Annotated in this window: 15 protein-coding genes and 4 pseudogenes; 9 read left to right on the top strand and 10 right to left on the bottom strand. The window is 69.2% G+C overall.

What is annotated here, in order from left to right; translation table 11 throughout:
• The first annotated feature begins 40 nt into the window (after positions 1–40).
• Positions 41–797, top strand: a pseudogene (locus tag ACIQJT_RS32980) (transposase family protein).
• Positions 798–888: 91 nt separating this feature from the next.
• Here the strand turns inward: ACIQJT_RS32980 and tpg are convergent.
• From tpg to ACIQJT_RS32960, 4 genes are all read right to left on the bottom strand, one after another.
• On the bottom strand, positions 889–1,446 hold the full coding sequence (tpg, locus tag ACIQJT_RS32975) for a telomere-protecting terminal protein Tpg (RefSeq protein ID WP_365465620.1): 558 nt from the start codon (positions 1,444–1,446) through the stop codon (positions 889–891).
• A gap of 10 nt (positions 1,447–1,456) precedes the next feature.
• Positions 1,457–3,670, bottom strand: a complete 2,214-nt coding sequence (gene tap, locus ACIQJT_RS32970) for a telomere-associated protein Tap (RefSeq protein WP_402649471.1) — start codon at positions 3,668–3,670, stop codon at positions 1,457–1,459.
• 1,117 nt (positions 3,671–4,787) lie between these two features.
• Positions 4,788–6,986 (bottom strand): 2Fe-2S iron-sulfur cluster-binding protein, encoded by a 2,199-nt coding sequence (locus ACIQJT_RS32965; RefSeq protein ID WP_402649470.1) that lies wholly within the window; start codon positions 6,984–6,986, stop codon positions 4,788–4,790.
• A gap of 404 nt (positions 6,987–7,390) precedes the next feature.
• The gene (locus tag ACIQJT_RS32960) at positions 7,391–7,636 is read right to left on the bottom strand and encodes a hypothetical protein (protein ID WP_402649469.1); all 246 of its coding nucleotides are present in this window, start codon (positions 7,634–7,636) and stop codon (positions 7,391–7,393) included.
• A gap of 380 nt (positions 7,637–8,016) precedes the next feature.
• On the opposite strand from ACIQJT_RS32960, the gene ACIQJT_RS32955 reads away from it, so the two are divergent.
• Complete coding sequence (locus ACIQJT_RS32955; protein ID WP_402649468.1) at positions 8,017–8,637, top strand: TetR/AcrR family transcriptional regulator; 621 nt, start codon at positions 8,017–8,019, stop codon at positions 8,635–8,637.
• Between the two features lie 474 nt (positions 8,638–9,111).
• On the opposite strand, the pseudogene ACIQJT_RS32950 reads toward ACIQJT_RS32955, so the two are convergent.
• A pseudogene (locus ACIQJT_RS32950) lies at positions 9,112–9,864 on the bottom strand (transposase family protein).
• Between the two features lie 408 nt (positions 9,865–10,272).
• Between ACIQJT_RS32950 and ACIQJT_RS32945 the strand changes: the two are divergent.
• The 5 genes and pseudogenes from ACIQJT_RS32945 to ACIQJT_RS32925 all read left to right on the top strand — a co-directional run.
• On the top strand, positions 10,273–10,455 hold the full coding sequence (locus ACIQJT_RS32945) for a hypothetical protein (RefSeq protein WP_402649467.1): 183 nt from the start codon (positions 10,273–10,275) through the stop codon (positions 10,453–10,455).
• A gap of 30 nt (positions 10,456–10,485) precedes the next feature.
• Complete coding sequence (locus ACIQJT_RS32940) at positions 10,486–10,782, top strand: hypothetical protein (protein WP_402649466.1); 297 nt, start codon at positions 10,486–10,488, stop codon at positions 10,780–10,782.
• Between the two features lie 19 nt (positions 10,783–10,801).
• Positions 10,802–11,629 (top strand): hypothetical protein, encoded by an 828-nt coding sequence (locus ACIQJT_RS32935; RefSeq protein WP_402649465.1) that lies wholly within the window; start codon positions 10,802–10,804, stop codon positions 11,627–11,629.
• 100 nt (positions 11,630–11,729) lie between these two features.
• The gene (locus ACIQJT_RS32930) at positions 11,730–12,131 is read left to right on the top strand and encodes a hypothetical protein (RefSeq protein WP_402649464.1); all 402 of its coding nucleotides are present in this window, start codon (positions 11,730–11,732) and stop codon (positions 12,129–12,131) included.
• A 256-nt stretch (positions 12,132–12,387) separates the two neighbouring features.
• Positions 12,388–12,483 (top strand): annotated as a pseudogene (locus ACIQJT_RS32925) (transposase); the annotation flags it as partial.
• Here the strand turns inward: ACIQJT_RS32925 and ACIQJT_RS32920 are convergent.
• On the bottom strand, positions 12,467–12,616 hold the full coding sequence (locus ACIQJT_RS32920) for a hypothetical protein (protein WP_402649490.1): 150 nt from the start codon (positions 12,614–12,616) through the stop codon (positions 12,467–12,469). The pseudogene ACIQJT_RS32925 and the gene ACIQJT_RS32920 sit on opposite strands and share 17 nt — an antisense overlap.
• 26 nt (positions 12,617–12,642) lie before the next feature.
• Here ACIQJT_RS32920 and ACIQJT_RS32915 point away from each other — a divergent pair.
• Together ACIQJT_RS32915 and ACIQJT_RS32910 are read left to right on the top strand one after the other, a co-directional pair.
• Positions 12,643–12,969: pseudogene (locus tag ACIQJT_RS32915) on the top strand (transposase family protein); the annotation flags it as partial.
• Between the two features lie 280 nt (positions 12,970–13,249).
• On the top strand, positions 13,250–13,414 hold the full coding sequence (locus ACIQJT_RS32910) for a hypothetical protein (protein ID WP_402649463.1): 165 nt from the start codon (positions 13,250–13,252) through the stop codon (positions 13,412–13,414).
• A gap of 263 nt (positions 13,415–13,677) precedes the next feature.
• On the opposite strand, the gene ACIQJT_RS32905 is transcribed toward ACIQJT_RS32910, so the two are convergent.
• The 4 genes from ACIQJT_RS32905 to ACIQJT_RS32890 form a co-directional block, all read right to left on the bottom strand.
• The gene (locus tag ACIQJT_RS32905) at positions 13,678–14,493 is read right to left on the bottom strand and encodes a sulfite exporter TauE/SafE family protein (protein ID WP_402649462.1); all 816 of its coding nucleotides are present in this window, start codon (positions 14,491–14,493) and stop codon (positions 13,678–13,680) included.
• Positions 14,494–15,651: 1,158 nt separating this feature from the next.
• Complete coding sequence (gene car / locus ACIQJT_RS32900; RefSeq protein WP_402649461.1) at positions 15,652–19,104, bottom strand: carboxylic acid reductase; 3,453 nt, start codon at positions 19,102–19,104, stop codon at positions 15,652–15,654.
• Between the two features lie 1,040 nt (positions 19,105–20,144).
• Positions 20,145–21,029 carry a helix-turn-helix transcriptional regulator gene (locus ACIQJT_RS32895; RefSeq protein WP_402649489.1) on the bottom strand — a complete coding sequence of 295 codons (885 nt, stop codon included), beginning with the start codon at positions 21,027–21,029 and terminating at the stop codon, positions 20,145–20,147.
• Positions 21,030–21,070: 41 nt separating this feature from the next.
• Positions 21,071–21,892 (bottom strand): SDR family oxidoreductase, encoded by an 822-nt coding sequence (locus tag ACIQJT_RS32890; protein WP_327579319.1) that lies wholly within the window; start codon positions 21,890–21,892, stop codon positions 21,071–21,073.
• Positions 21,893–22,012: the final 120 nt, after the last annotated feature.

The following is a 22,012-nucleotide window of genomic DNA, read 5'->3' as shown; positions in this document are numbered from 1 at the left end:
GTCCTCGACCAAGATCACCCGTGTCCGCCAGGAGCTTCGCGTGCTTGTTTACCCATCGTCAATAGATCTGTCCAGCCGCACGCTGCGGTTCCTGACCGGGCAACTGACAGCCAGGCGGAGGGAGATCGGCACGCGGTGGCGGCGGCTTCCCGCAGCGCGACAGGCTCTGCTGGCCCTGGCCCACCTGCGGTGCGGTGACACCTACGCACAGCTCGCGGCCGGTTTCGCCATCGGGATCGCGACCGCCTTCCGCTACATACGCGAGGCCGTCGACATCCTGGCCACCCTCGCCCCGTCCCTGGCCGAGGCGATGAATGCAATCCGGGCGAAGGCGTTCGTCATCCTCGACGGCACCCTGCTGCCGATCGACCGGATTGCCGCCGACACCCCGTACCACTCCGGGAAACACAAGCGCCACGGCATGAACGTCCAGGTCCTCACCGACCCGTTCGGACGACTGCTCTGGGCCTCGCCCGCGCTGCCCGGCTCCACTCACGACCTCACCGCCGCGCGACAGCACGGGATCATCGAAGCCCTCGCTGAAGCGGGACTCAAATGCTGGGCTGACAAGGCGTATCAAGGTGCCGGCGGAACCGTCCGAGTCCCGTTGGGGCCGCCGTCTCAAGCGATGGAAGCGCCGCCACAACACCACCCACGCCAAGATCCGCTGCCTCGGCGAGCAGGCCATGGCCACCCTCAAGGGCTGGCGGCTCCTGCACAAGCTCCGCTGCAGCACCAACCACATCACCGACGTGGTGAAGGCCGTCCTCGTCCTTCACCACCACGCGTCAGCCTGAGGTTGGAAAGAGCTCACTGGCTCGGCAAAGCCTGGAGCAGCAGCAAGGGCTCGAACCCAGAAGGCGGTTCGGGCCCTTGTTGCTGGGCGATCTACAGGTCGAACTCGAGGTGCTCGATGTCCGTGAACCGGACCTCCTCCAGGCTTCCGGCCCGGCGGCCGCCGTCCTGGAAGTACACCTCCTTGAGCGCTTCGGCAGCGATCTGCTGGAGCTCCAAGTCGGTGGCGCCCTGCTGTTGGGCGTTGAAGAGGCGGGCGGCGTAGCGGGGCGGCAGGGCGACGGTCAGGTGGCGGAGGCGGTCTTCGTCGGTCGTGCCGATCGGTGCGGTGTAGCCGATGCGGGCGCGGGTGTCGAGGACGATGCCGTCGGTGGTCGCCGCCTTCTGCCGGGCCTGGGCGCGGATCTGCGGCTGCCAGCGCTTGTTCACCTCCCGCTCCAGGCGGGCGGCGAGGTCCGGGCGGGGCTTTTTGATCTGGTCTTTGACGTACCGTTCGACGGTGCGCTGGGAGATGCGCAGCATCTGGGCGACGGCCTTGGTGCTCTTGAGCTGCTTGACCAGGTAGCGCATCTGCGCGGGCGCGCTCTTGGGGGCTGGGCGGGTGAACGCCTTCTGCACCGCGGCGTCCAGGCCGTTGCCGAACAGGCTCATCGCGTTCTACCTACTCTCCGGTGTCCTGGTCGGTGACGGTGCCGTCCTTGATGTACCGGGCGAGGTTGAGCTGCGGGGCGTTGAACTGCTCGCGTACGCCCTCGCCCCACAGCACGCTCTGGGTGCCCTCGTGCTTGACCAGCCCGGGGTTGACTCCGAGTTTGAAGCCGCCGGGCAGCGGCTTGCCGTCCCGGTAGGGCAGGAAGTCCAGTGGGGAGGGTCCGTCGGAGGCGTAGACGGCGCAGTCCGAGAGGATGGCTACCGGGTACTGGCCGGTGAAGGCGGCGTGTTTGACGATCTTGCGGTGCATGTTGATGCGGGTGCGGGAGATGACGGCGGCGCGGATGTCGGGGCGCCAGGTGGGCCGGGCGAGGGCCCGCCAGGGCTGCCCGGGCTTCCAGCCCTCCCCGCGCGGGCGTTCGCGCAGCTTGCCGATGCCGCCCTTCACGGTCGCCTTGATCGCGGACACCACGATCGCCAGCTGGGGGTCACGCTGCCGGTAGCCGTCCATCGCCGCGAGGAAGTCGGCCGGGGGCAGGTCTGCGTGCACGCCGAGGTCGGCCATCGTGGCGAGGTAGGCGTCGCGCAGCCGGTTGTACCAGGCGTCCAGGTAGCGGCCGTTGTCGTGGCGGACGTACGCCTCGATCGGGCGGACGTCGTAGCCGAGCTCCATCGCGTACGCCACGGTCGGTGTCGCGTACCAGGCCGGACCTGTCGGTCGTTGGCCCTTCGGTGTGAACGGGCTCGGCAGCAGCTCGTCGTCCAGGTCCGCCCACTTGTCCTTGGCGACCTTTACGCGGGACAGGTCGACGTGGGAGAGGTCGACCAGCCAGGAGCCGGGCAGTTTCGGATCGAAGGCGGGGTTCTTGACGTGCGTCGGCGCGCCCAGGCCGACGTTCAGGCCGTTCGCGCCGGCCGCGAAGGCCATGTTCACGTCGATGCCCACCAGGTGGGGGCGCAGGCATTCGGCGTCGGTGAGCGGGCGCGCCCAGTCGTACGCCTCCTCCACCAGGACCTCCGCCGGGGTGCGCTGATGGAAACGCGGCAGATCGGCGAGGAGCGGGTGCCCGTCGGGGGCCTCGCACGGCGCGCAGTCCACCGGATCCTTGCCCAGCGAGCCGGGATTGTGCTCGGAATGCCGCCTGCCGTCCGCGTCCGGTTCGGAGGCGCGGGTCGGCGGGTGCAGCGCGGTCATCAGCTCCAGGCCTGTGACGGCGGTGGAGCCGCGCGGTGTCATCACCCGGGCCGCATAGGTGCCCAGGAGCCGTGCGAGGTCGGCCGGCGGAAGCTGGGCGGCGTCGGCCCAGTGCCGGGCATCGAGCGCATCCCACGACGGGATGCACAGCTGCACGCAGGATCGCTGCGAGCCCTGCGCGGGGCGGTAGATCCTCGCCCACGGCCCGAAGCCGCGCTTGGTCAGCTGCCAGTTGGCGCGCGTCAGCTGCTTGATGACCTTGTGGCCCTCCGGGATCCGGCCGGCCAGGCGCTCCTCCTTGGTGAACGTGGTGGGCAGGCCGTAGCGCTGCAGCGCGGACGGGGTGAGGACGATCAGGGGGTCGGCGTCCTTGCCCGGGCCGGCCAGCTTCGGCTGCCCGAGCTTCGCCTCCCGCAGCGTCCACTCCACCAGCGCGGGAAGCGACTTGGCGGGCACGTCCAGGACCAGGCCGCCGGTGCAGTACGCCAACGCCTGGCCGTCGGCGTCGACGACCGCCAGCGGGCCGTTGACGAAACGCGGATCGGTGCCGGCCTCCGTCATGGCTGCGGGGGCAGCCTTCCGGGCTGGACGGCGCGACGACGGCCCGGTCGTGGCCGCCGGACGCGGTGCAGCGGCAGGTCCGGCCAAGCGGCGTGCAGTGGGCACTGGTTCCGCGGTCGGGTTTGGGGGTGCGGTGCGGGCTGGGGCCGGTTCAGCTGCCGGTGGCGCGGGAGTGGCAAGGGCAGGTGTTGGAGGGGGCGCCGTGTCCTGAGGGGGCACCGGGGCGCCTGCGGGGTAGAGCTGGGCGAGCTGCTTGAGCATGCGGGCGTAGGCGTCGCGCTCCGGCGGCCGCGGTTCGGTCTTGCCGGCCTCCCAGCCGCTGACCGTCGCCCGCCGCACCTGCAGCGCGGCGGCCACCTCGTCCAGCGTCAGGCCGTGCGCCTGGCGCAGCCGTTTGCGTTCCGCCGGCGGCGGCAACGGGGAACGGGACGCGATGAGCGCGTCGACCGCGTCGAACAGCTCGGACATGCAGCACCTCCAGCCCCGACCCTAGCGTGAAGCGCACGAATCGCGTACGAAACACGTACTAAACGCGTACGGATGGCGTAAATAGTGTTCGGGTTGCGCGGTTGTTCCCGGAAGGGCGTCCGCGGGCCTGGGGTACTGCGGGTTCTTTCGCCGAGGGTCCGCAGTGGTGGCCTGGCTAGGCCTGAACCGGCCGGGCAGAGGGGCTCGGTATGGGAGATCCGGGAGAGCAGGCGGCCGCCGTGCACCAGCCATCGCGGAGGCGGCCCGTTCGGGGGCGGGCATGGGCGAGATCGTCGAGGGACTCGAGGGCGCGTTGCTGACCCGTCCCGTGCCTACGCGGGATGCCGCTGTGCGTTTCCTGCTCAGGGCGGAGAAGGGCGCCACGAAGAACGTGGCCGTCCTCCTGGGGGATCTGCCAGCGCACGGTACAGCGGTGGGTCACCGCCCGGCCGCACATGCGTCGCCGTCCCCGTGCTGTGCGTGCGGGGGGTGATCGAGGAGGCTGTCAGGGCACGGCGGCAGCCCCGGGGGCGCGCCCGTCGGCGGGCCCGGGCCGAGACCGGCGGATTCGTCTCCCGCACCAGGGCGCGGGGTTCGGTTTCGCCGCTCCGGCAAGATCGTCGGACGATCCGCGAGTACGGCTGATCACCCAGTGCCTGTCGGGAGAAGCGGCCCGCGAGCTGTTCGCCGCCCGGGACGCCGGCGGGGGCGAGCAACAGCCGATGGTGGTCCTCGCCCGCGCTTTGGGACATGCCTGCTTGTGGGACCAAGGTATGCGTGCCGGCGGGCTCGCCATCGCCTTCGCCGATGCGGAGGTCGCCGAGTTCTCCCTCGGCTGACCCGGCACCGGGTTCGGGCACACGGCGAGGGCGGGATCTGGTGCCGTGTCAGCATCCCGTCGCAGTGCAGTGCAGTGCTGTGCTTTCTTGCGTTCGCGCCAGTCCCCCTGGATACGAGCGGTACGCTGGCCGACGGGCGGCTGAGCATCCGAGGAACCCCCTGCCGCCCGGCTCTCCGTGCCCGAACAGCGGCCTGCCGAATCGGCCCTTCCCGCCCGGTCAGTGTCAGCGCATGCGAGCCTGGGTTCGGTGGCCGCGCACGGGCGGCCAGCCGGGGATCACAGGTCCGCGATGTCGAGGGTGACCTTGGACAGGGGGCAGCTCACGCACGTCAGGACATAGCCGTCGGCTTGCTGCTGGGGCGTGAGGCAGCTCGACGCGTTCTGCGTGACGTGTCCGCTGCAAAGTCGCACCATGCAGTCGCCGCAGTTCCCGACCGTGCAGGAGTACGGCATCGGCAGCCCCGCGGCGAGTCCCGCGTCGAGCAGTGTCTGGCCGGGCTCGACCACCACCGTGGCGACGGTGTGCCCGTCCTCCTCAACGGTCATCTCCCGCGGCACCGTCACCGCGGTCGCGGTGCCCGCTCCCCTGGCGAAGCGCTCCTGGTGCACCAGCTCGGCCGGGACTCCCAGCCCGGCCAGGACGCCCTGAACGGCGTCCATCAGCGGTTCGGGACCGCAGGTGTAGTAGTGCGCGTCGCTGGCCGGGGCCAGGGAGGTGATCCAGCGTCGTATCCCGTCCGCGTCGAGGCGCCCGTCGCGGCGGGTCAGGACGTGGGTGACCGAGAGCCGGCCGGGATGGTCCTTCGCCAGCCGGGTCAGCTCGCCGGCGAAGATGATCTCGTCCGTGCTGCGGCTGCTGTAGAGCAGCGCGATCCGGTCGCGGCCCGACCGGTCGGCGAGCCGGGTGCGGATCATGCTCATCATCGGTGTCACGCCGCTGCCCGCCGCGACGAGCACGATCTCGTCCGGGGGCTGTGTCTGGGTGTGGAAGGACCCCGACGGGCCGCGCACCGCCAGGCGGTCCCCGGCCCGCAGACTCCGGTGCACGTGGGTGGAGAACCGGCCGCCGTCGATGTGCTTGACGGTCACCTCCAGCCGGGACGCCCCGGGTGCCGACGAGGCCGAATAGGCCCGTCGTACCGGGCGTCCGTCGATGTCGGCAACGAGGGTGAAGAACTGGCCGGGCCGGAAGTCGAACGCTCCCGGGTTCGGGCCGGCGTCCTCAAGCACGAGGGTGACAGCGGTCGGTGTCTGCCTGCGCACTTCCGCGACGCGCACCTCGCGCAGCGGGCTCCCCGCCCCTGCGTCCCTCGCCCCACCGCCGTCGCCAGCACGTCGGCGCAGGAGGCCACGGCGCCGCCCCTGCTTGCCGGGCTCGACGTCCTCGTAGCCTTCCTTCCGCAGCCCTGAGCGGTACAGACGGTGTGTCGCCAGCCGGAGCAGCCCGGGCACCCCCGGGATCGCCCCGAGGAGCTTCAGCAGGAAGGCAGGCGGACCGTCCTGGGCATTGGCCGAACCGGCGGCGAGATGTTCTCCCGCGAGCGCTATCAGATCCGGCGCCGTGCTCCGGTCGAGGTGCGCGCCGGGGATCCACAGCCGTGAGCGGGCCACGGCGTCGTTGCCGGTCACCTCGGCGTGCTCGACGTCGATGAGCAGCGCCAGGTGCGGGGGCGTCCCGCGCAGCGCCATCGTCTCCAACAGCGCGGGATCGTCGGTGATCGCGCCGCGACCGCGGACATGCAGCACACCGCTGCGGCCCGGTACGAGCGCGGCGAACGAGAGCCTGTCGTCCTGCAGCAGGTTGTGGAGCGTGTCGGCGCGTTTGTTGCCCTTGCGGTCGGGGATGACGAGCGTGCGGCTGTCCAGGATCCGCGCCACCGTCTGCCGATCCCCGCGAGGACTGGTGTCACTGCCACCGGACGAGTCCCACGTGGACAGGGCGAGGAACGGGGCTGCGGTCAGGAACTCGACGACGCCGGGTCGGCACAGGGGGCCGTCCCCCGCGATCTCGGCGGCCGGCCCGGCCGGGGCGGGCGGCTGCCACAGGCGGGACCGCAGGACGGCCTGGGCGCAGTGCACGTACGCCTCCTCCACGTCGACGGTCGTCTGCGCGCCCTTGCGCGCGGCCACCGAACCGTTGACGCGCAGGATCTCCCCGACGCCCGGCAGCAGGAAGAAGAACGAGACCGGACCGTGCGGGTCGCCGGCCTCCGCCAGACAGAACGAGATCCGCGCAGGCGAGTGGACGTGTACGAACCCCGGTGTGCCGCCGATGAAGGTCGTTCTGCTGGTGCCGTCCGCGTCCCGGTAGCCGAAGGCCGCGATCGGGCACAGGGCGAGGACGGTCCGGCAGCCCTCGTCCAGGGCACTGATCTGCTTGAGCATGACCGCCGACGCCGGGCGGCCGACGCTGGCCTCGACCTCGTCCACCGTCGTCAGCCGGCCCGCGGTGTTCCACGGGTTTTCTGGTTGCACAAGGATTCCTTTCAGCCGGGGGTGACCGGCCCCGGCGTCAAGAGCGACCGGCCCGGACGCCAGTAGCGACCGGCCCGGACGCCAGTAGCCGAAGAACGAGATGTCCCGCTCGGGCACGCCACGGTCGTAGCCCCGATGCCGCCGCATCGCCGCGGCCGGCCGGGACTTGCCCGCGGCCCATGGGGGGAAGCGGCCGGACGGCCGCTGTGCAGAAGCGACCGGAGGGCAGCTGTATAGAGGCGGCCGGACGGCAGCCACGCGCGGCGCACCGCGACCAGCGCGACGGCGGCGGACCGCAGACCTTCGCCGTCGCGGCTCAACCCGTGGATGCGGACACCGGCGGGCGCCTCGACGGACCTGATGCCGGCCGCAGCCGCCCCTTCCAGGCAGACCTCCATGGCCCATCAGGGCGGTGTTCCGCCGAAGATCGAGATGGCGGGCAGCGCGGTCATCTCGCCGGCCGGCAGCCGCCCCTTCGCGTGCTCCGGCAGCCAGCCCACGGTGCCGATACCGAAGATCCCTGCCCGGTCACCCGGCTCGGCCCGGCGCGCCGAGGACGACATGGGTGGGTCACCCTGCACGGCGAACTCGATGTCGATCTCGCCGTCCGCGGGCCGCGCGCCAGCCAGACCGTCAGGCTGCGGACCCACGGGCGCACCGACTGCGGCGGCAGCATCGGCTGGGCGATCCAAGCCTCGTTCGAGACGGCCGGCATCCGCAACGCTGGCTGCCCCCCGCGGGGGAAGAACAGGCGAACCGCCCGGTCGTTGGTTGCCGGCGACGACCAGGTCCCGCAGGGCCGGGCCGCCCAGGGTGACGCACGCGTGCCCGGTGTCAGGAACTCACGGCGGCGCACCTCCAGCGTGATCAACGTGCGGGACCCGGGCAGACACACCCCGAGGATCACGGCGGCGCACTTCCCCGCCCACACACATCCGACACGGCCCTGTTTTTGCAGGTCATGGCACTATTGTGAGTAATAACTCAGCTCTTTGGCTACTCGCTTTTCATGCCCTGAGGAGGCCCCCGGATGCCGTCGGCCGACCGCCGTCTTCAGCCACGTCGCACACCCCGTCAGGTGCGCGCGGAACTCACCCGCGACCGCGTCCTCACCGCGGCTGCTCACGTTTTCGCCGAGCACGGCTACGCCGCGGGCACCACCAACCGCATCGCCGAGCGTGCCCGTGTCTCGATCGGCTCGCTCTACCAGTACTTCCCGAACAAGGACGCCATCCTCGCCGAGCTGATGGTGCGGCACATCGACCGCGGCCGATGGACACAGGCCGACCAACTCGACCTGTCCGCCGGAAGTTTGCAGGCGACGGTCCGAGCACTGGTCCGCGATGCGATCGACAACCACCGCGACGACCCGCAGCTGCTGCGGATCATGTTCGAACAGGCGCCGCTCTCGCAGGAACTGCGCGACACGATCACCCGGCACGAAAGCAAACGCGTCGACCAGGTGCGCGACCTCCTCGCCCGCCACCGTGACGTCCACGTACAAGACCTCGACACCGCGGCCCAGTTGTGTGTGTTCACCGTGGAGACGAACACGCACAAGCTCATGGCCTACCCGCACACCACCCCCGTCGAGACGTTCGAGAACGAACTGGTGGCCATGCTCACCCGCTATCTGCGCGGCGATCAGTAGCCGATCACACGCAGCGCCGCCGAAACCAACGGGAGAGCCACGGCGGTCGGGGCGACAAGCAGCCGTTGCCGGGACCCCACGCTCTTCAGCGCACCCGCCGCACGGGAACCCGTACCTCTCGCTCCCTGGACGGCTGTTGCCATACGAGATCCGGATATACGGGGCGATCAGGAATCCACGAACTCGTACGCTTCCGACCGCACGGCGCAGAAGACCCGCCGCCAGGAACAGGGACCCCAGCACGCCGAAGCACAACTCATCACGCTCGGAGCTCTGGTTCTGCCTGCCGGGTGCAACCCGGCCGGCAGGCTTCGGAAGGCCCTGGCCACTGCCGACGCCCGCAACGTACGCCACCACAGCACGCACCGCTTCTGCGGACAGGTCCCGCGTGGTGCCGCTTCGTTGACGAGGCGCCAGCAGAGCAGGGATGACTAGGGATGACTGACGTGTGCCAACAGTGAGCCTTTTTCGACCTCACTTTGAGCTGGTCAGATGAAGAGTGAGGACGGCCTGGGCGAGGCTGGTGATCCGGGTGGCCGAGCACCGTAGTTTGCGAAGGAGCCGCCAGGACTTGAGGGTGGCGACAGCCTCCTCGACGAGGGCCCGGATCGTCGTGTGGGACCGGTTCACCGGCTGCCGGCCTGCGGAAAGGGTCTCCCACCGTCCCCAGCACGGCATGCGGACCGTGCCGCCGGCGCCTCGGTAACCCTTGTCGGCCCAGCACCGGATGCCAGCTTCGACCGGAGCGTCGACAATCCCGTGTGCGCGGGCCGCGCGCATGTCGTGGACGGTGCCGGGCAGGGCCGGTGATGCCCATCACAGTCGGCCGAAGCGGTCGGCAATGACCTGCACGTTCATTCCGTGCTTCTTGTGTTTGCCCAAGCACAACGGCCGGTCCGCAGCCATGCCGTCGGTCGGCAGGAGGGTGCCGTCCAGGATCAGGTACGCCTGCACCGACACGGTCCGCACCGCGTCGGTGAAGGCTGGCGGCGAGAGCGGCCAGGAGTGCGACCGCTTCAATGACACAGCGGCAGGCCGTCGTGGTGCCGACGCCGAACCCGGCCGCGCGCTGGCATACGTGTGCCCCGTCCGCAGACGGGCGAGGGTGAGCAGGGCTTGGCGGCCGGCGGCCAGACGCCGCCACCGGGAGCCGATCGCACGGTGATGCTGCCGCAACCGCTGCGTGAGGAAGCAAAGGGCAGAGCTGGACACGTCGACACCCAACACGTCAACGCCCGACGCGCAGACAAGCACGTGAAGCCTCTGGTGGAGACGGTTCTCTTGGCCGAAAACCCATCCACCAGGGGCTTCACCACGTTGTCAGCCAACTGACGCACTCCACAGGCAGGTTGGAAAAGGCTCACTTCCGGAAGGGAAGAAGTCATCGGGCGAGGGTGATTGATCTGCCCTGTGCATCCGGCGAACCGGGCGCTCCCAAAAGCTCGTTGTACCGGGGGCGCTGCGGGTGCCGGAACGGCCGGATCCCCTGCCCGCCCGGTGGCGGATCGAATCTCCCGCCGCTGACTTTCGGCGTACGCCGAAACCGATTGTCGCCGCAACGCGGCCCCGGTGAGACTGCTCGGCAGGCCCGGCCCACCCGGCCGGACCACCACCGACAGAGACGGGGAACTCACCATGTGGACCTCGCGTTCACTGCGGTTGCTCGGCGCGGCGGCCGGCGGCCTGTCGCCCAGCGCACCGGACGCGGCCCACCCGGCCGCCGCGGGCCACGGCATGGGCGACAGTCCCGACGGGCGGATGTCCCGCCCTGCGCCGGTGTGCGGCGGCAACGTCCCCGACCCTACGAAGCGGTACTGAGCCATGGTCCGATGGAGCAGATGGCGTTCCGTGGCAGTGCTGTGTGCCGTGGTCATGGCCGTGATGACCGCCCTGCTCAGCCCCTCGGCCACCGCGGCAACGAACGCGGCGACGGACGCGGCGTCGTCCGCGCCACGAGAGGCGACCGGTGTCACCGTGCCGGCCGGTGTGACGGCGGGAGTCGCCGTCTTCGACCGGCAGACCGCCACCTTCACCGAGCAGCTGAACCCGGACATGCCGTTCCGGTCGGCCTCCGTGGTCAAACTGCTGATCGCGCTGGAACTACCTCTGGAACCGCGGCCCGGACTACCAGATCTCGTCCGGTGACCAGGCCAAGTGGAACTCCATGCTGCGCAGCAGCGACGACGACGCGGCCAGCGCATTCTGGGTGCGCAACGGCGGGGGCTCGATCGTCACCCGGATGGCCCGTGAGCTGTCCCTCTCCAGCAACACGACCCCGCCGCCGGCCGACCAGGACGGCATATGGGGCTACACGGCCTTGACGGCCGCGGACACGGTGAAGATCTACCGTTACCTGCTGGACACGGCACCCACCCGCGTCCGCGAACTGATCATGGGCAATCTGAAGCAGTCCACACGCTGCTCCGCCACCGACCACTTCGACCAGCACTTCGGTATCGCGGGCGCCTTCGACAAGCCGTGGGCCGTGAAACAGGGCTGGTCGGGCTTCGGCGACATCGAGCAAGGCACGTGCCGCCCCGCCACATCGGCCCTCAACGGCAAGGCAGCCACGGTCGACCTGACGAAACCGGCGCTGCACACGACCGGGACGGTGGGCTCCGGTGACCGCTCCATCGTGGCCGTGTACACCCTGCACGACGTCGGCACCCCGTACGGCAAGGCCTACACCGACCTGGGCAGGCTGACCCGTTCGCTGAACGTTCCCGGTGGCGTACGACCGGCGGGCACGTGGTTCGGCACCTGGAGCTTCGGTGTCAACGTCCGCCCCGAGCCCAACACCACCCGCGACCCGCTCCTCCAGCTCCCCGCCGGGGTCGAGGTGCTGGCCGGCTGCCAGACACGAGGACAGACCGTCTCGGTCCCGCCCTACACCAACGACTGGTGGGCCTACCTGCCTCAGTACCAGGGCTACGTCAGCAACATCTACATAAGCAGCCCGGACAACCAACTGCCCGGCGTCACACCGTGCTGAGCAGCACATCACCATGCTGCCAAAGGCCTGCGCGAAGAGCCCGACACGCACCCGGCACCTCCGGCCCAACTCGAAAACCAATTCAGAAAAGGACAGGCGGATGACCAGGACCAGGAAATACCTCTCCCTCTGGATGACAGCCCTCGCCCTGACGGCGGGCGGTATGACCGCCGCTCCCTCGGCCAGCGCCGCTGCCAGCGCCGAGTGCGGAGTCCGGGCCAGCGACGGCCGGCTGTGGTGCGGAAACTCAGCCCCCGCCATACTGCGCTCCGGCGCCTACCACGAAGCCAACATCACCGGACAGCTCTACTCCACCTTCAGCTGGTTCGACTGCTGGACCTACGGCGGACTGCACGGCGGCGGCAACACCACCTGGTACCACACCAAGGGCGACTGGACCGCTCCCGGCTACGACGGATGGGGCTACGTCCCCGCAGACTGGGTCAACACACCCTCCTCCTTCGACGCCGACCCGAGCGCACGCGGCCTACGCCACTGCTGAAAACAACACCGCCGAAAACAGCCCCGCCGAGAGCGGCACGCCCACGCCGGACCACTCCCCGATACCGCCGGCCTCCTCCACAAGACCGACGACAACGTCGCCGCAGCGCCCCACGTCAGCGCCCCAATCCCTCCCGCCAACAGCGCCCGACAGAACAGATCCAGAGTCCCCCGGAGACAACCAGCCCACGAGGCAAGAGGCAAAACACCCCTTCAGACGCAGAACAAGAACCAGCAACAGGCAGTAGCACCTACCCAAGACTGTGCTGACCGACGTGGGCCCGGTGCTGATAACTGTGCCACGCGACCACAAAGGCTCCTTCGAACCGAAGATCGTCAAGAAGCGGCAGAAGCCCTGACCGGCGTCAACGCGAAGTCCGCGCCACCGTCGCCAACGAGGACCTTGACCGCCACCTTGCGGTCGACCCGTGCATCGTGCGCCTTCCAGACCTGACCGAAGCCGCGCGCGCCGATCGGCTGAATCAACCGATAGCGGCCGTCCTACACGGCCCCTGCCTGCACGACGTCGGGAGATAGGCACTCGGTGGCGACGGCTGACGGTCGGTCGTCAAGCCCTGCTCGCCTTGGCCCACCTGCGGTGCGGCGACACCTACTCACAGCTCGCGGCCGGGTTCGGTATCGGAATCGCCACCGTGTACCGCTACATACGCAGGGCGATCGACGTCCTGGCCGCGCTCGCGCCCATGCACAACGAGGCAATGGCGACGGCCCGTTCGAAGGCGTACGTGATCCTGGACGGCACCGTGCTGGCAATCGACCAGATCGCCGCCGACCGGCCCTACTACTCCAGCAGGCAGCGGCACCACGGCATGAACGTGCACGGCGCTGAGCCTCGCGAGCCGGGCGACGGTCCCGAGCATCTGGCCGGTCAGTGCGCCGCAGGGGGCGAGCACGGTGACGACAGCGTCCGCGTTCTCGCAGGCGGCGGCCAGGACGGTGTCGCCCAGGACATCGCCCTGTATGTAGGTGGCGCCGGGAGTCGGGTCCGCCGCACGGTCCGGCTCAACGCGGTCGCAACATAGCCATAACGGTGATGCGAGCCATGAGCTGTCACTCCTGTGTGCGGTTCGGTGCCGGTCGGCAGGGGCGCGCCGGTGCGTGGCGCGCCCCTGCCGTGTCCTGGACGGGACCGGCCCCGCCAGCATCGAGAACCGGATCAGCGACCTGCGCGCGGCCACCCGAGAGCAGGCCCTGCACGCCTTCCTGCGCGACGTTCCCGTCCTCGCGACCCCGGAGGAACCGGCTACGCGGGCGGCTATATAGCGGCTGCCCCCGCCCCCGCGGGGCAGGACGGCCCTTCAGCGCCCATGTAACGCCCCGTCCAGGACCCCGGCAGCAGAGTTCCCCCTGGGACCTGAGCCGGGGCACGGGACCCGCGCGGTGGTGGTCCGCTGGGTGTGGCGGTCTCTTCGGGAGTCACGCTGGCTTCGGGAGCCTTTCGGTGACTCATCGGAAGGTCAACAGCGATGAGATTCGATGTCGCACGGATGCATGAACGACCGGCGAATGCCTTGCCGCGCTCGCCGTCAGTCGTGCCGGGCGAGTTTGACCGCGGACACGAGCAAGATCACGGATAGCACGGGGATGAGTACCAGCTCGGGGAACACCCCGAGCAGCAGCCCGCCCAGTGCCGCCCCGGCGATCGAGCCCGCGATCATGACCAGGGCGAAGCGTCGATTGGCACCCAGCACGGCGAAACTGCCGTCACGGCTGTAGCGGGCGAAAGCCACCAGCATCGTCGGCAGCGACACCAGCAAGGAGAGACTGCCCGCGGCCTTGATGTGCAGACCGAACAGCAGCACGATCGTCGGGATCAGCAGCTCCCCGCCGGCCACGCCCATAATGGCCGCGACCACCCCAATACCGAAGCCTGCTACCACCCCGATCGGCACCTGCGCCCACAACGGCAGCGCAAGCGTCCCCACGGTGCTGAGGTGCGTGGCCAGCAACGCCGTGGCCATGAGCACCATCAGGGCGGCCAGCACCTTGTAGAGGGTGGAGCTGCGCATCCGCACCGCCCACGTCGCCCCCGCCCACGCGCCCAGCAGACTCCCGGCCAGCAGGTTGACCGCGACCGACCAGTGCGCGGCTACCTCGCCGGCGGACACCGCCGCCAGACGGGCAGGCAGCGCGACCAGCACCACGACCAGGCTCATCGCCTTGTTCAAGATGACTGCGGACAGCGCGGCGAACCCGAACAAGCCGATCAGCAACGGCAGACGGAACTCCGCGCCACCCAACCCGATCATCCCGCCCAGCACACCGATGGCCGCTCCCGCACCGAACACCACCGGTATCGAGTGAGCGGACCGGAGTGGGGCAAGTTCCTGGTCAGGAGTCATGGCGTGCATCCTCGCCGCTAAGGCCCCCTGACCGCTACAACATCACTCCACCGTCACGGGCAGGGACGGGCGCACCATGAGGCCCCACCGGGATGAGCCCGCGACACACCTCCGCCACAAGCCCAACCCCAACCCCAACCCCACCAAGGAAACAATCCGGTCAGCGTCGGAGCCGTCGGAGCCGAGGTGGTCGAAGCCTTTGAGGTCGGGCGACAGTTCCTGCGCGCAGCCGCACAGCCGGGTGCCGGGATGCTCCGCCGCCTCCAGGGCCTGGCCCAGGTCCAGGACGGGTGCGCCGGTCGGGGCCGGGTGTGTGCAGGACGGAGCGGGCCGGCCCGCGCTCCTGGCGCAGTTTCTGCAGCACCCATCCAGACGGGCAGCGCTCTCCGAGGACCTCGCGGGCTGTCGACCGCGGTGTCCTCTCCAGGCGTTCGGTGTCGACCTGGTCGCAGTCGACGCCGTCGACCGGCCGCACATGCACGGGGGCGCGCACCCACACCCGGTACTCCCCCGTCTCCACACCCCCGTTCTCGCTGTTGAAATATGCGGGCAGCCCGACCTGGTAGAGCCGGCCCGTGGACGTCTGCTGCCGCTTGCGCAACCGCGCGACGACTTCCTGGCCGGGGGTGCCGAGCAGGGATTCGGCGGGCAGCACGAGACGGACCGGCACAGCGGCCGGCGTCGAGACGGAGTCAAAGGGCGAGGCCACCGCACCACCGGAGGCGGGCCGTCCTCGCGATGCGCAACGCACGGCCACCGGCGTCCCGGGCAGGCCTGTGACCGGCCTTGGACGGACACCCGTGGCCGGAGAAACAGCCCCATGCCACGAAGGACCAGGGCCGTACGCTCGCCAGTCAAGCCAGCCGTCAGCCGAACAACCCGCCATTGCTCGACGTCGATCACCAGCCGCCCACCAGGCAGCTGCGCGGCCTGGAGACCAACAGCCGCCGAAGGGAAGGCCGGCGCACACCGTGGCCTTGGACGGGTCCATGGTCGAGGGCGCTACCGGAGCCGGCGGGGGCGTAAGCATCCGTGTCAGGGAGCGTCGGGCGCCGACTCGGGTGGTGCCGGTTCCACAAGCTGCCGCGCGCCCTCGGCACGTCCTCTGCCCGTCACTGCCCATGAGAATCTTGGTCCGTCTGAAGCCCCCCACGCATGTCAGATCAGTTCGAGCAACCGCAGGTCAGCCGCGTACTTTTCGATCAACTGCGGCTCCACATGCGGGATTTCTCCATCCGCGAGCCCTGCTTTCCGCACCGCCTCCGTGAACCGCACCGCCGGGATCGCCGAACCGTTCAACGGCTCGTCGGGCCGACGGACGGTGTGCAGCAACGGCAGCAACGAGTACTGCCGCCGTTCCTCCGGCAGAGCACGCAGAGCCGTCTCGAAGCGGGCGAACCACTCGTCGTAGTCGGCGATACGACTGACCGGGTGCCCGGCGGCGATCAGCCAGTCCACGAAGGTGTCCAGCGAGACACCGTCGTCGTGCGGGTTGACCATGTTGAACGTCCGGTAACCGGTGGCGCCTGCGCCGCCGAGCGTGTTGACGGTCTCGGCGACGAAGTCTCCCGGCAGTCCGTCGTAGTGGGCCCGCGCCCGCTCGCCGTCGGCATCAGGGCAGTAGAACGACGACGGCGCGATCCCGGTGGTCAGGATGCTGAACAGCAGCCGCGTGAACATGTCGGGGACGTTCAACTGGCCTGCGTACCTGCGGTGGGCCAGGATCATGTCGGAGCGCAGAACGGTGACGGGGAGTCCATACAGCTCGTGCGCGCGGCGCAGCAGTACCTCGCCGGCCCACTTGCTGGTCGCGTACCCGGATGCGTATCCGTCGGTCAGCGCGCGGAGGCTGCTCGCCTCGCGGATGTCGGCGCTCTCGTCGAGCCTGGCCGGATCGAGACCGCCTGCCACGGCGACCGTGGAGAGGTAGGTGAACGGTTTGACCTTGCCGGTCAGTGCCAGCCGGATCAGTTCGGCGGTGCCGACGACGTTCGGGCCGAAGAGCTGTTCGTAGGGCAGGACGTGGTTGACGAGCGCCGCGGGGTGGAAGACGGCGTCGACGTCCATGGCGAGCCGCTTCCAGGTGTCCTCCTCGAGCCCGAGCCGCTCCGCGCTGATGTCGCCGGCCAGCACCTCAAGATGTCGATCCGCCAACTCCTGATAACGGGAGAGAAGCTGCTGGTCACCGCTGTCGAATGCGGCGTCCAGCCGACGGCGGGCGTCGGCGTCGTCGCGGCCTCGTATTACGCAGATCAGCCGGCCGCCGGTCGCCGACAGGCGCTCCAGCCAGTCCAGGCACATGAACCGGCCGAGGTAGCCGTTGGCGCCGGTCAGCAACACGGTGTGCGGGACGACGCCGGATCTCGGGCGGGCACTGCCCAGGGCCGTGACGTCAAGGAACTTCTCCAGCGTCAGCTCGTCCGCGCGCACCTCGGCGGCATCCGCGCCATGCACCGACACGGACGACGGACGCCCGGCAGCGCCGGCGCGGGCCGCCTCGATGTGGTCCGCGACCGCCCGAAGGTCATTGCCGGCGCTGAGCAACACCCCGACCGGAACCTCCACGGCGAAGGCGTCCCGCAGCAGTTGCGAGAAGGACAACGCCGACAGCGAGTCGACCCCGAGATCGGTGAAGCGTGCAGTGGGCCGCAACTCGGAGGCGGGGCAGCCGAGCAGCGCGCTCGCCGCTGCGCGGATCGCCTCGAACACCGGCTGATCCGGGCCCGCCGCACCCAGCGCGCGCAGTGCCTTCTCCCGGCCGCTCACCAACTCCTCGTACAACGTCTCCAGTTGATCACCGTAACGGTCCCTCAGGCTGGGGCGCAGGTTCTTGCGGACCTCCGAGAGGAGTCCGTTCGCCGTGCTGAACGGCTCGGTCTCGACGAGGAAGTCGCGCGGGATCTCGTACGGCTCCAACTCGGCGTACCGGGCGATCTCTTGAAGGGATGCGGCAAGCAGGGGCTTGAGCTCCTTGACACCACCGACCTGCGCGAGGGCGTCCTCGGTGGGGACGATGACCGCGAGGAGATGCGCGCGCTCGCTGTTGCCGTGGACGTAGATCTGCCGGATCAGGGGGCTGGTGGCGAAGGTGGTCTCCAGATGGGAGACGGTGACGAACTCGCCCTGGGCCAGTTTGAGTACGTTGTTGCGGCGGTCGAGGTAGACCAAGTGGTCCGGGGCGGTCTCGGCCATGATGTCGCCGGTGTGGTAAAAACCGTCCGTGTCAAAGACCGAAGCTGTCACGTCCGGCCGCTTGTAGTAGCCGGGGGTGATCGTCTCTGCGCGGATCAGGAGTTCACCGCGCGGATGCGGCACGTCCGACGTGTAGTAGCCGAGTTCGGGGACGTCGGCCAGTTTGTACTCGATGACCGGGGGCCGCTCGACCCGCCCGTCGATCAGGATGGGGCCTGTCTCGGTCGAGCCGAAGACGTCCCGCAGCGTCAGCTTCAGGCAGGACTCCACGAACCGCTTCAGCTCCGCCGCGATCGGCGCGCTGCCGCAGAGGACGTCACGCACCCGGCCGCCGACGAACTCCTCCCGCAGCTCCGCCTTGACGGCCTTGTCGGCCGCGTCGGGGTCTGCGAACTCCCCGGCCCTGCGCGCTGATCGGCTCTGGTACTCCTGGAGGAGCATGTCGCAGATCCTCGGCACCAGCAGCAGTTGGGTCGGACGGGCCTCGCGCATGTCGTCGAACAGGGTCGACATGTCGCTGAGTCCTGTGAAGTACACCGTGCCGCCCTGGACCAGCGTCATGTACAGCGACGCTCGCCCCGCGATGTGGCTCATCGGCAAGTAGCCCATGGTGACCGGCGACGCGTCGTCCTTCGGCGCGAACCAGCCCGCCCACAGGCTCTGGACCATGCTGTCCGTGTAGATCGCGCCCTTGGGTGCGCCCGTGCTGCCGGAAGTGTAGGTCAGCAGCCGCGTCGGGTTGCCCTCCGCAGCCTCGGGCGTGACCGGAGCCGGCAGGGTCCGGCCGCGCGTGATGACGGCGCTCAGCGCCTCGACGGCCGTGTCCCCGGCGTCCGCTAGCCGCACGCGGGCGGCCTCGAACCGTTCCCGCTCCTCGTCGGCCTCCGGGTGGAAGTCGAACACGACAAGGCGTGGCCGCGACGGCGCGGAGAGTGCCAACTCGACGGCGTTGTCAATGGATTCAATGGTAGTTGCGAGAACGCGCGGCGCGGACTCCGCGACGATTGGCTTCAACTTGTCCAGCGAAGAGCTGTATGGGAGTGGCACCGAGACTGCGCCGGCTCGCAGGCATGCCAGGTCGAGCACCGTGTAGTCGACGCTGGTGAACCCGTAGACGGCGACGAAGTCACCTTCGCCCACCGGGCGTTCTGCGTCCGCTGCCCACTCGGCCGCTACCGCGCCGGCTCGCTCCCACAGCTCGGTGTAGGTGACGGTCGTGTAGTGCCGCAGCAACCGCAGCTCGGTCCGGCCAGTCGCCGCGTCGGTCACCGACTCGCGGGCCCGCTCACCTAGGGCGGGGCGGTTGGCGTACCCCTCCATCACTGCGGTGACAGCCCGCGGCAGACCGGTGGTGTGGTCGCGCACGGTAGCCAAGATCGCGGGAGAGACCGAGCCGTTGGATACAGGTGTCAATGACACCGAATTCACCGACTTTCATAGACTGTGGGTTTATCAATGGCATGGCCGACCCGGGGTGGCATTCGGGTTACGGGTGGAGCGGTATGTGGGATCTGCCGGTCACCGCCCCCATGGGGGCAAGCCGCTTCCTCCTGATCGGATGCCTTCGCACGCTCAACAACTCCACCGCGTGCGCGGCCAGCACCGGCCTTGCCGCACGTGCCTACGCGACCAACGCTTCGGCCGCCTCCTGCGTGCTCCCATCTGTCTCTGGCGTGCGCTGTCCTCCAGCCTGGAAAGGTTTGCCGCGCCAAGCGGCATGTTCTGCCTCGTTTCTAACGTGTGTGTTCGAAGGTAGCCACGGCCTGGCGATCCCCCCTTGGGGAGCGCCCTGGCGCCGGGGAGGTGCTACTGCTGGCGTCACATCCGCCCTGAAGGAGGTCTTCGACGCCCACCAGGTTCGGCGTGAGGGCAGCGCCTCGCCCCCGGCTGCGGATGGCCCCAAGGCGAGAAGGAGAGCGGCGAGCTGCCGCAAATTCTGGAGGTCTATGGCCGGCCCCGCAGCCCTGCCACCCAAGTCGGTCCTCGGACGGCTGGGCGATCAACCGACCCGGGGCCCGCGCGACGACCTCGCAGATGAGCGTGATCATCTCGATCCAGGTGACCGAGTTGTCCCCACCGGGCACCGACCGGACCGGAGTGTCGGGGTCGTCGACATCGAAGTGGGTCCGCCCGGGCGTGTGGAGTTCAGTGAGGAGTTCCCGTAGGGGGCACCACTCAGCCCGGATCCACCGGCTTGCTGCCGTTGGATGGTTCACCAAGAAACGAAGAAGTGCCTTGCGATTTGCGATGATGAGGTTTTTCCAGGACCACATCAGGCACGATCGACAAGGCACTTCCGAGATGCGATCTTCCCATGCCGCGGCGGCGGTCTCATCCGCGTTCGATGACCCGAACGTGTCGCGTACGGCGGGATGGAGCCGGTGGTCATGCTGGCCGAGCGGTGCGGTCTGCCCAAGCTGGCCGGGAAAATGGACCCTAGTACGGCTGAAGGGGTTGCACTATCCGTTGTGTGCTTCGAGCTCGGTCGCCAGCGTCTGTTGGGTGGCCGCCCACGACGCCAAGAGCGCCAAATTGTCAGCGGTCGGTGTGCCCGCGGGTGCGGTGTAGATGTTGAGGTGCAGGCCGGGTTCGGCGGGCAGTTCCAGGGACTCGACGTCCAAGTCGAGCTGGCCCACGGCCGGATGGTGCATACGCTTACGGCCGGACCGGTGCAGCCTCACGTCCTGAGATGCCCACCGCTGCCGAAATAGCTCACTGCACGTTGACAGTTCGCCGATCAGCGCGATCAGCTCCTCGTCGTGCGGATTGCGGCCGGCTTCCATGCGCAGCTTCGCAGCCACGGCACCGGCGACTTGGTCGTAATCGGCAAAAAAATCTCTGGCCGCCTCGGGCTTCAGATAGACGAACCGCGCTGTGTTCGCAGGCCGTCGCGAATCGGCCAGCACCGGTGAATACAGCGCGCGAGCGAGTTGATTCATGGCGAGCACGTCATAACGGCCGTTACCGATCCAGGCCGGCGCATCGGAGATCGCGTCGAGCACCTGCTGCAGCGTCGAGCGCACCGCCACGGCAGGCATGCGCCGGCGTGGGCTGCGGGGCACCCTCGATTGGCGCGCGAGGTGGAACAGGTGGTCGCGCTCGGCCTCGTCGAGTTGCAGGGCAGAAGCCAACGCGTCGAGCACTCCGTCGGAGGCACCGGCGAGGCTGCCGCGCTCCATGCGTACGTAGTAGTCGACCGATACCCCCGCGAGCAGGGCGACCTCCTCGCGGCGCAGACCTTTGACCCGGCGGTTGCCGCCGTAAGCGGGCAGGCCCGCCTGCTCGGGTGCGATGCGGGCGCGACGCGAGCTGAGAAACTCCCGGATCTCGGTGCGTGGATCCATCGTGGCCATCCCCCTACCATAGGCCCGTTCAGCCGTACTAGTCAGTGGCCCATGACGGGGGGAGTACCCGTTGCAGTCGTCGCGGTGCCGCCATCTACCGGGATGATGGCGCCCGTGAGGTAGGACCCAGCCCGGCTGGCGAGAAACACAGCGGCACCCGCCATGTCGTCGTCGCGGCCGAGCCGGCGCAGTGGGGCCGCCGCCGCGATCTTGTCGCCGATGGCATCGAGCGTGGCCCCCATCATCTGAGACGGGAAGACTCCCGGTGCTACCGCGTTCACCGTGACGTGCTGTGGACCCAGCTCCCGGGCAAGCACTCTGGTGAGCTGATGGAGAGCCGCTTTGCTGCTGGCGTACGAGTAGGTGGGCGCCTGAGCGACGTGGATGGCGGCGATACTGCCGATGTTGATGATCCGTGCCGGGTCATCGGCGGTTCCCGCCCTGCGAAGTGCGGGAAGCAGTGCCTGCACCAGCCAGAACGGCGACTTGAGGTTGAGGTCGAGCACTGCATCCCAGGCCTCGTCCGGGAACGTCTCCAGCGGCTCGCTACGCATCGCTCCCGCGTTGTTGACGAGGATGTCCAGGCGTTCCGAGTCGGCCATGACGAGATCAGCGAGGCGCTGGCACTCGTCGTGCCTGGACAGGTCGGCGGGAATTGCTTGGACGTCGCCGAATTCGGATAGCAGCTGCTGTGCTTCCGCGCACGTGTCCGCATTACGTGAGCTGATGACGACGCGGGCGCCCGCCTGGAGAAGGCCGCGCGCAATCATCATCCCAATGCCCTTGGTGCCGCCAGTGACAAGTGCGTACTTCCCGCTCAGATCGAAAAGTTCCGTGTGCGTGGTGAATTGGTTGTCCGTCATTGGTGTCCGTTCCTTCTGTCGTGTCAGAACGCGCCGACACGGTCGCGCATTCGGGGCGGCAGCTGAATTGAGCTGATGGAGGTAAAGCTGCAGTGCGTGTCCATGGAGTGCGCTCGGCGC

It is taken from the genome of Streptomyces sp. NPDC091972 (assembly GCF_044756385.1).
Taxonomy (GTDB): domain Bacteria; phylum Actinomycetota; class Actinomycetes; order Streptomycetales; family Streptomycetaceae; genus Streptomyces.
Note: the sequence above shows the minus strand (reverse complement) of the source record. Positions and strands in the feature narration are given on the sequence as shown.

Coding starts and splice junctions, on each gene's coding strand:
- ACIQJT_RS32890 (WP_327579319.1), bottom strand. CDS start 21,892: ATGACGGACAACCAATTCACCACGCACACGGAACTTTTCGATCTGAGC.
- ACIQJT_RS32945 (WP_402649467.1), top strand. CDS start 10,273: ATGTGGACCTCGCGTTCACTGCGGTTGCTCGGCGCGGCGGCCGGCGGC.
- ACIQJT_RS32930 (WP_402649464.1), top strand. CDS start 11,730: ATGACCAGGACCAGGAAATACCTCTCCCTCTGGATGACAGCCCTCGCC.
- tpg (WP_365465620.1), bottom strand. CDS start 1,446: ATGAGCCTGTTCGGCAACGGCCTGGACGCCGCGGTGCAGAAGGCGTTC.
- ACIQJT_RS32935 (WP_402649465.1), top strand. CDS start 10,802: ATGCTGCGCAGCAGCGACGACGACGCGGCCAGCGCATTCTGGGTGCGC.
- tap (WP_402649471.1), bottom strand. CDS start 3,670: ATGTCCGAGCTGTTCGACGCGGTCGACGCGCTCATCGCGTCCCGTTCC.
- ACIQJT_RS32905 (WP_402649462.1), bottom strand. CDS start 14,493: ATGACTCCTGACCAGGAACTTGCCCCACTCCGGTCCGCTCACTCGATA.
- ACIQJT_RS32955 (WP_402649468.1), top strand. CDS start 8,017: ATGCCGTCGGCCGACCGCCGTCTTCAGCCACGTCGCACACCCCGTCAG.
- ACIQJT_RS32895 (WP_402649489.1), bottom strand. CDS start 21,029: ATGGATCCACGCACCGAGATCCGGGAGTTTCTCAGCTCGCGTCGCGCC.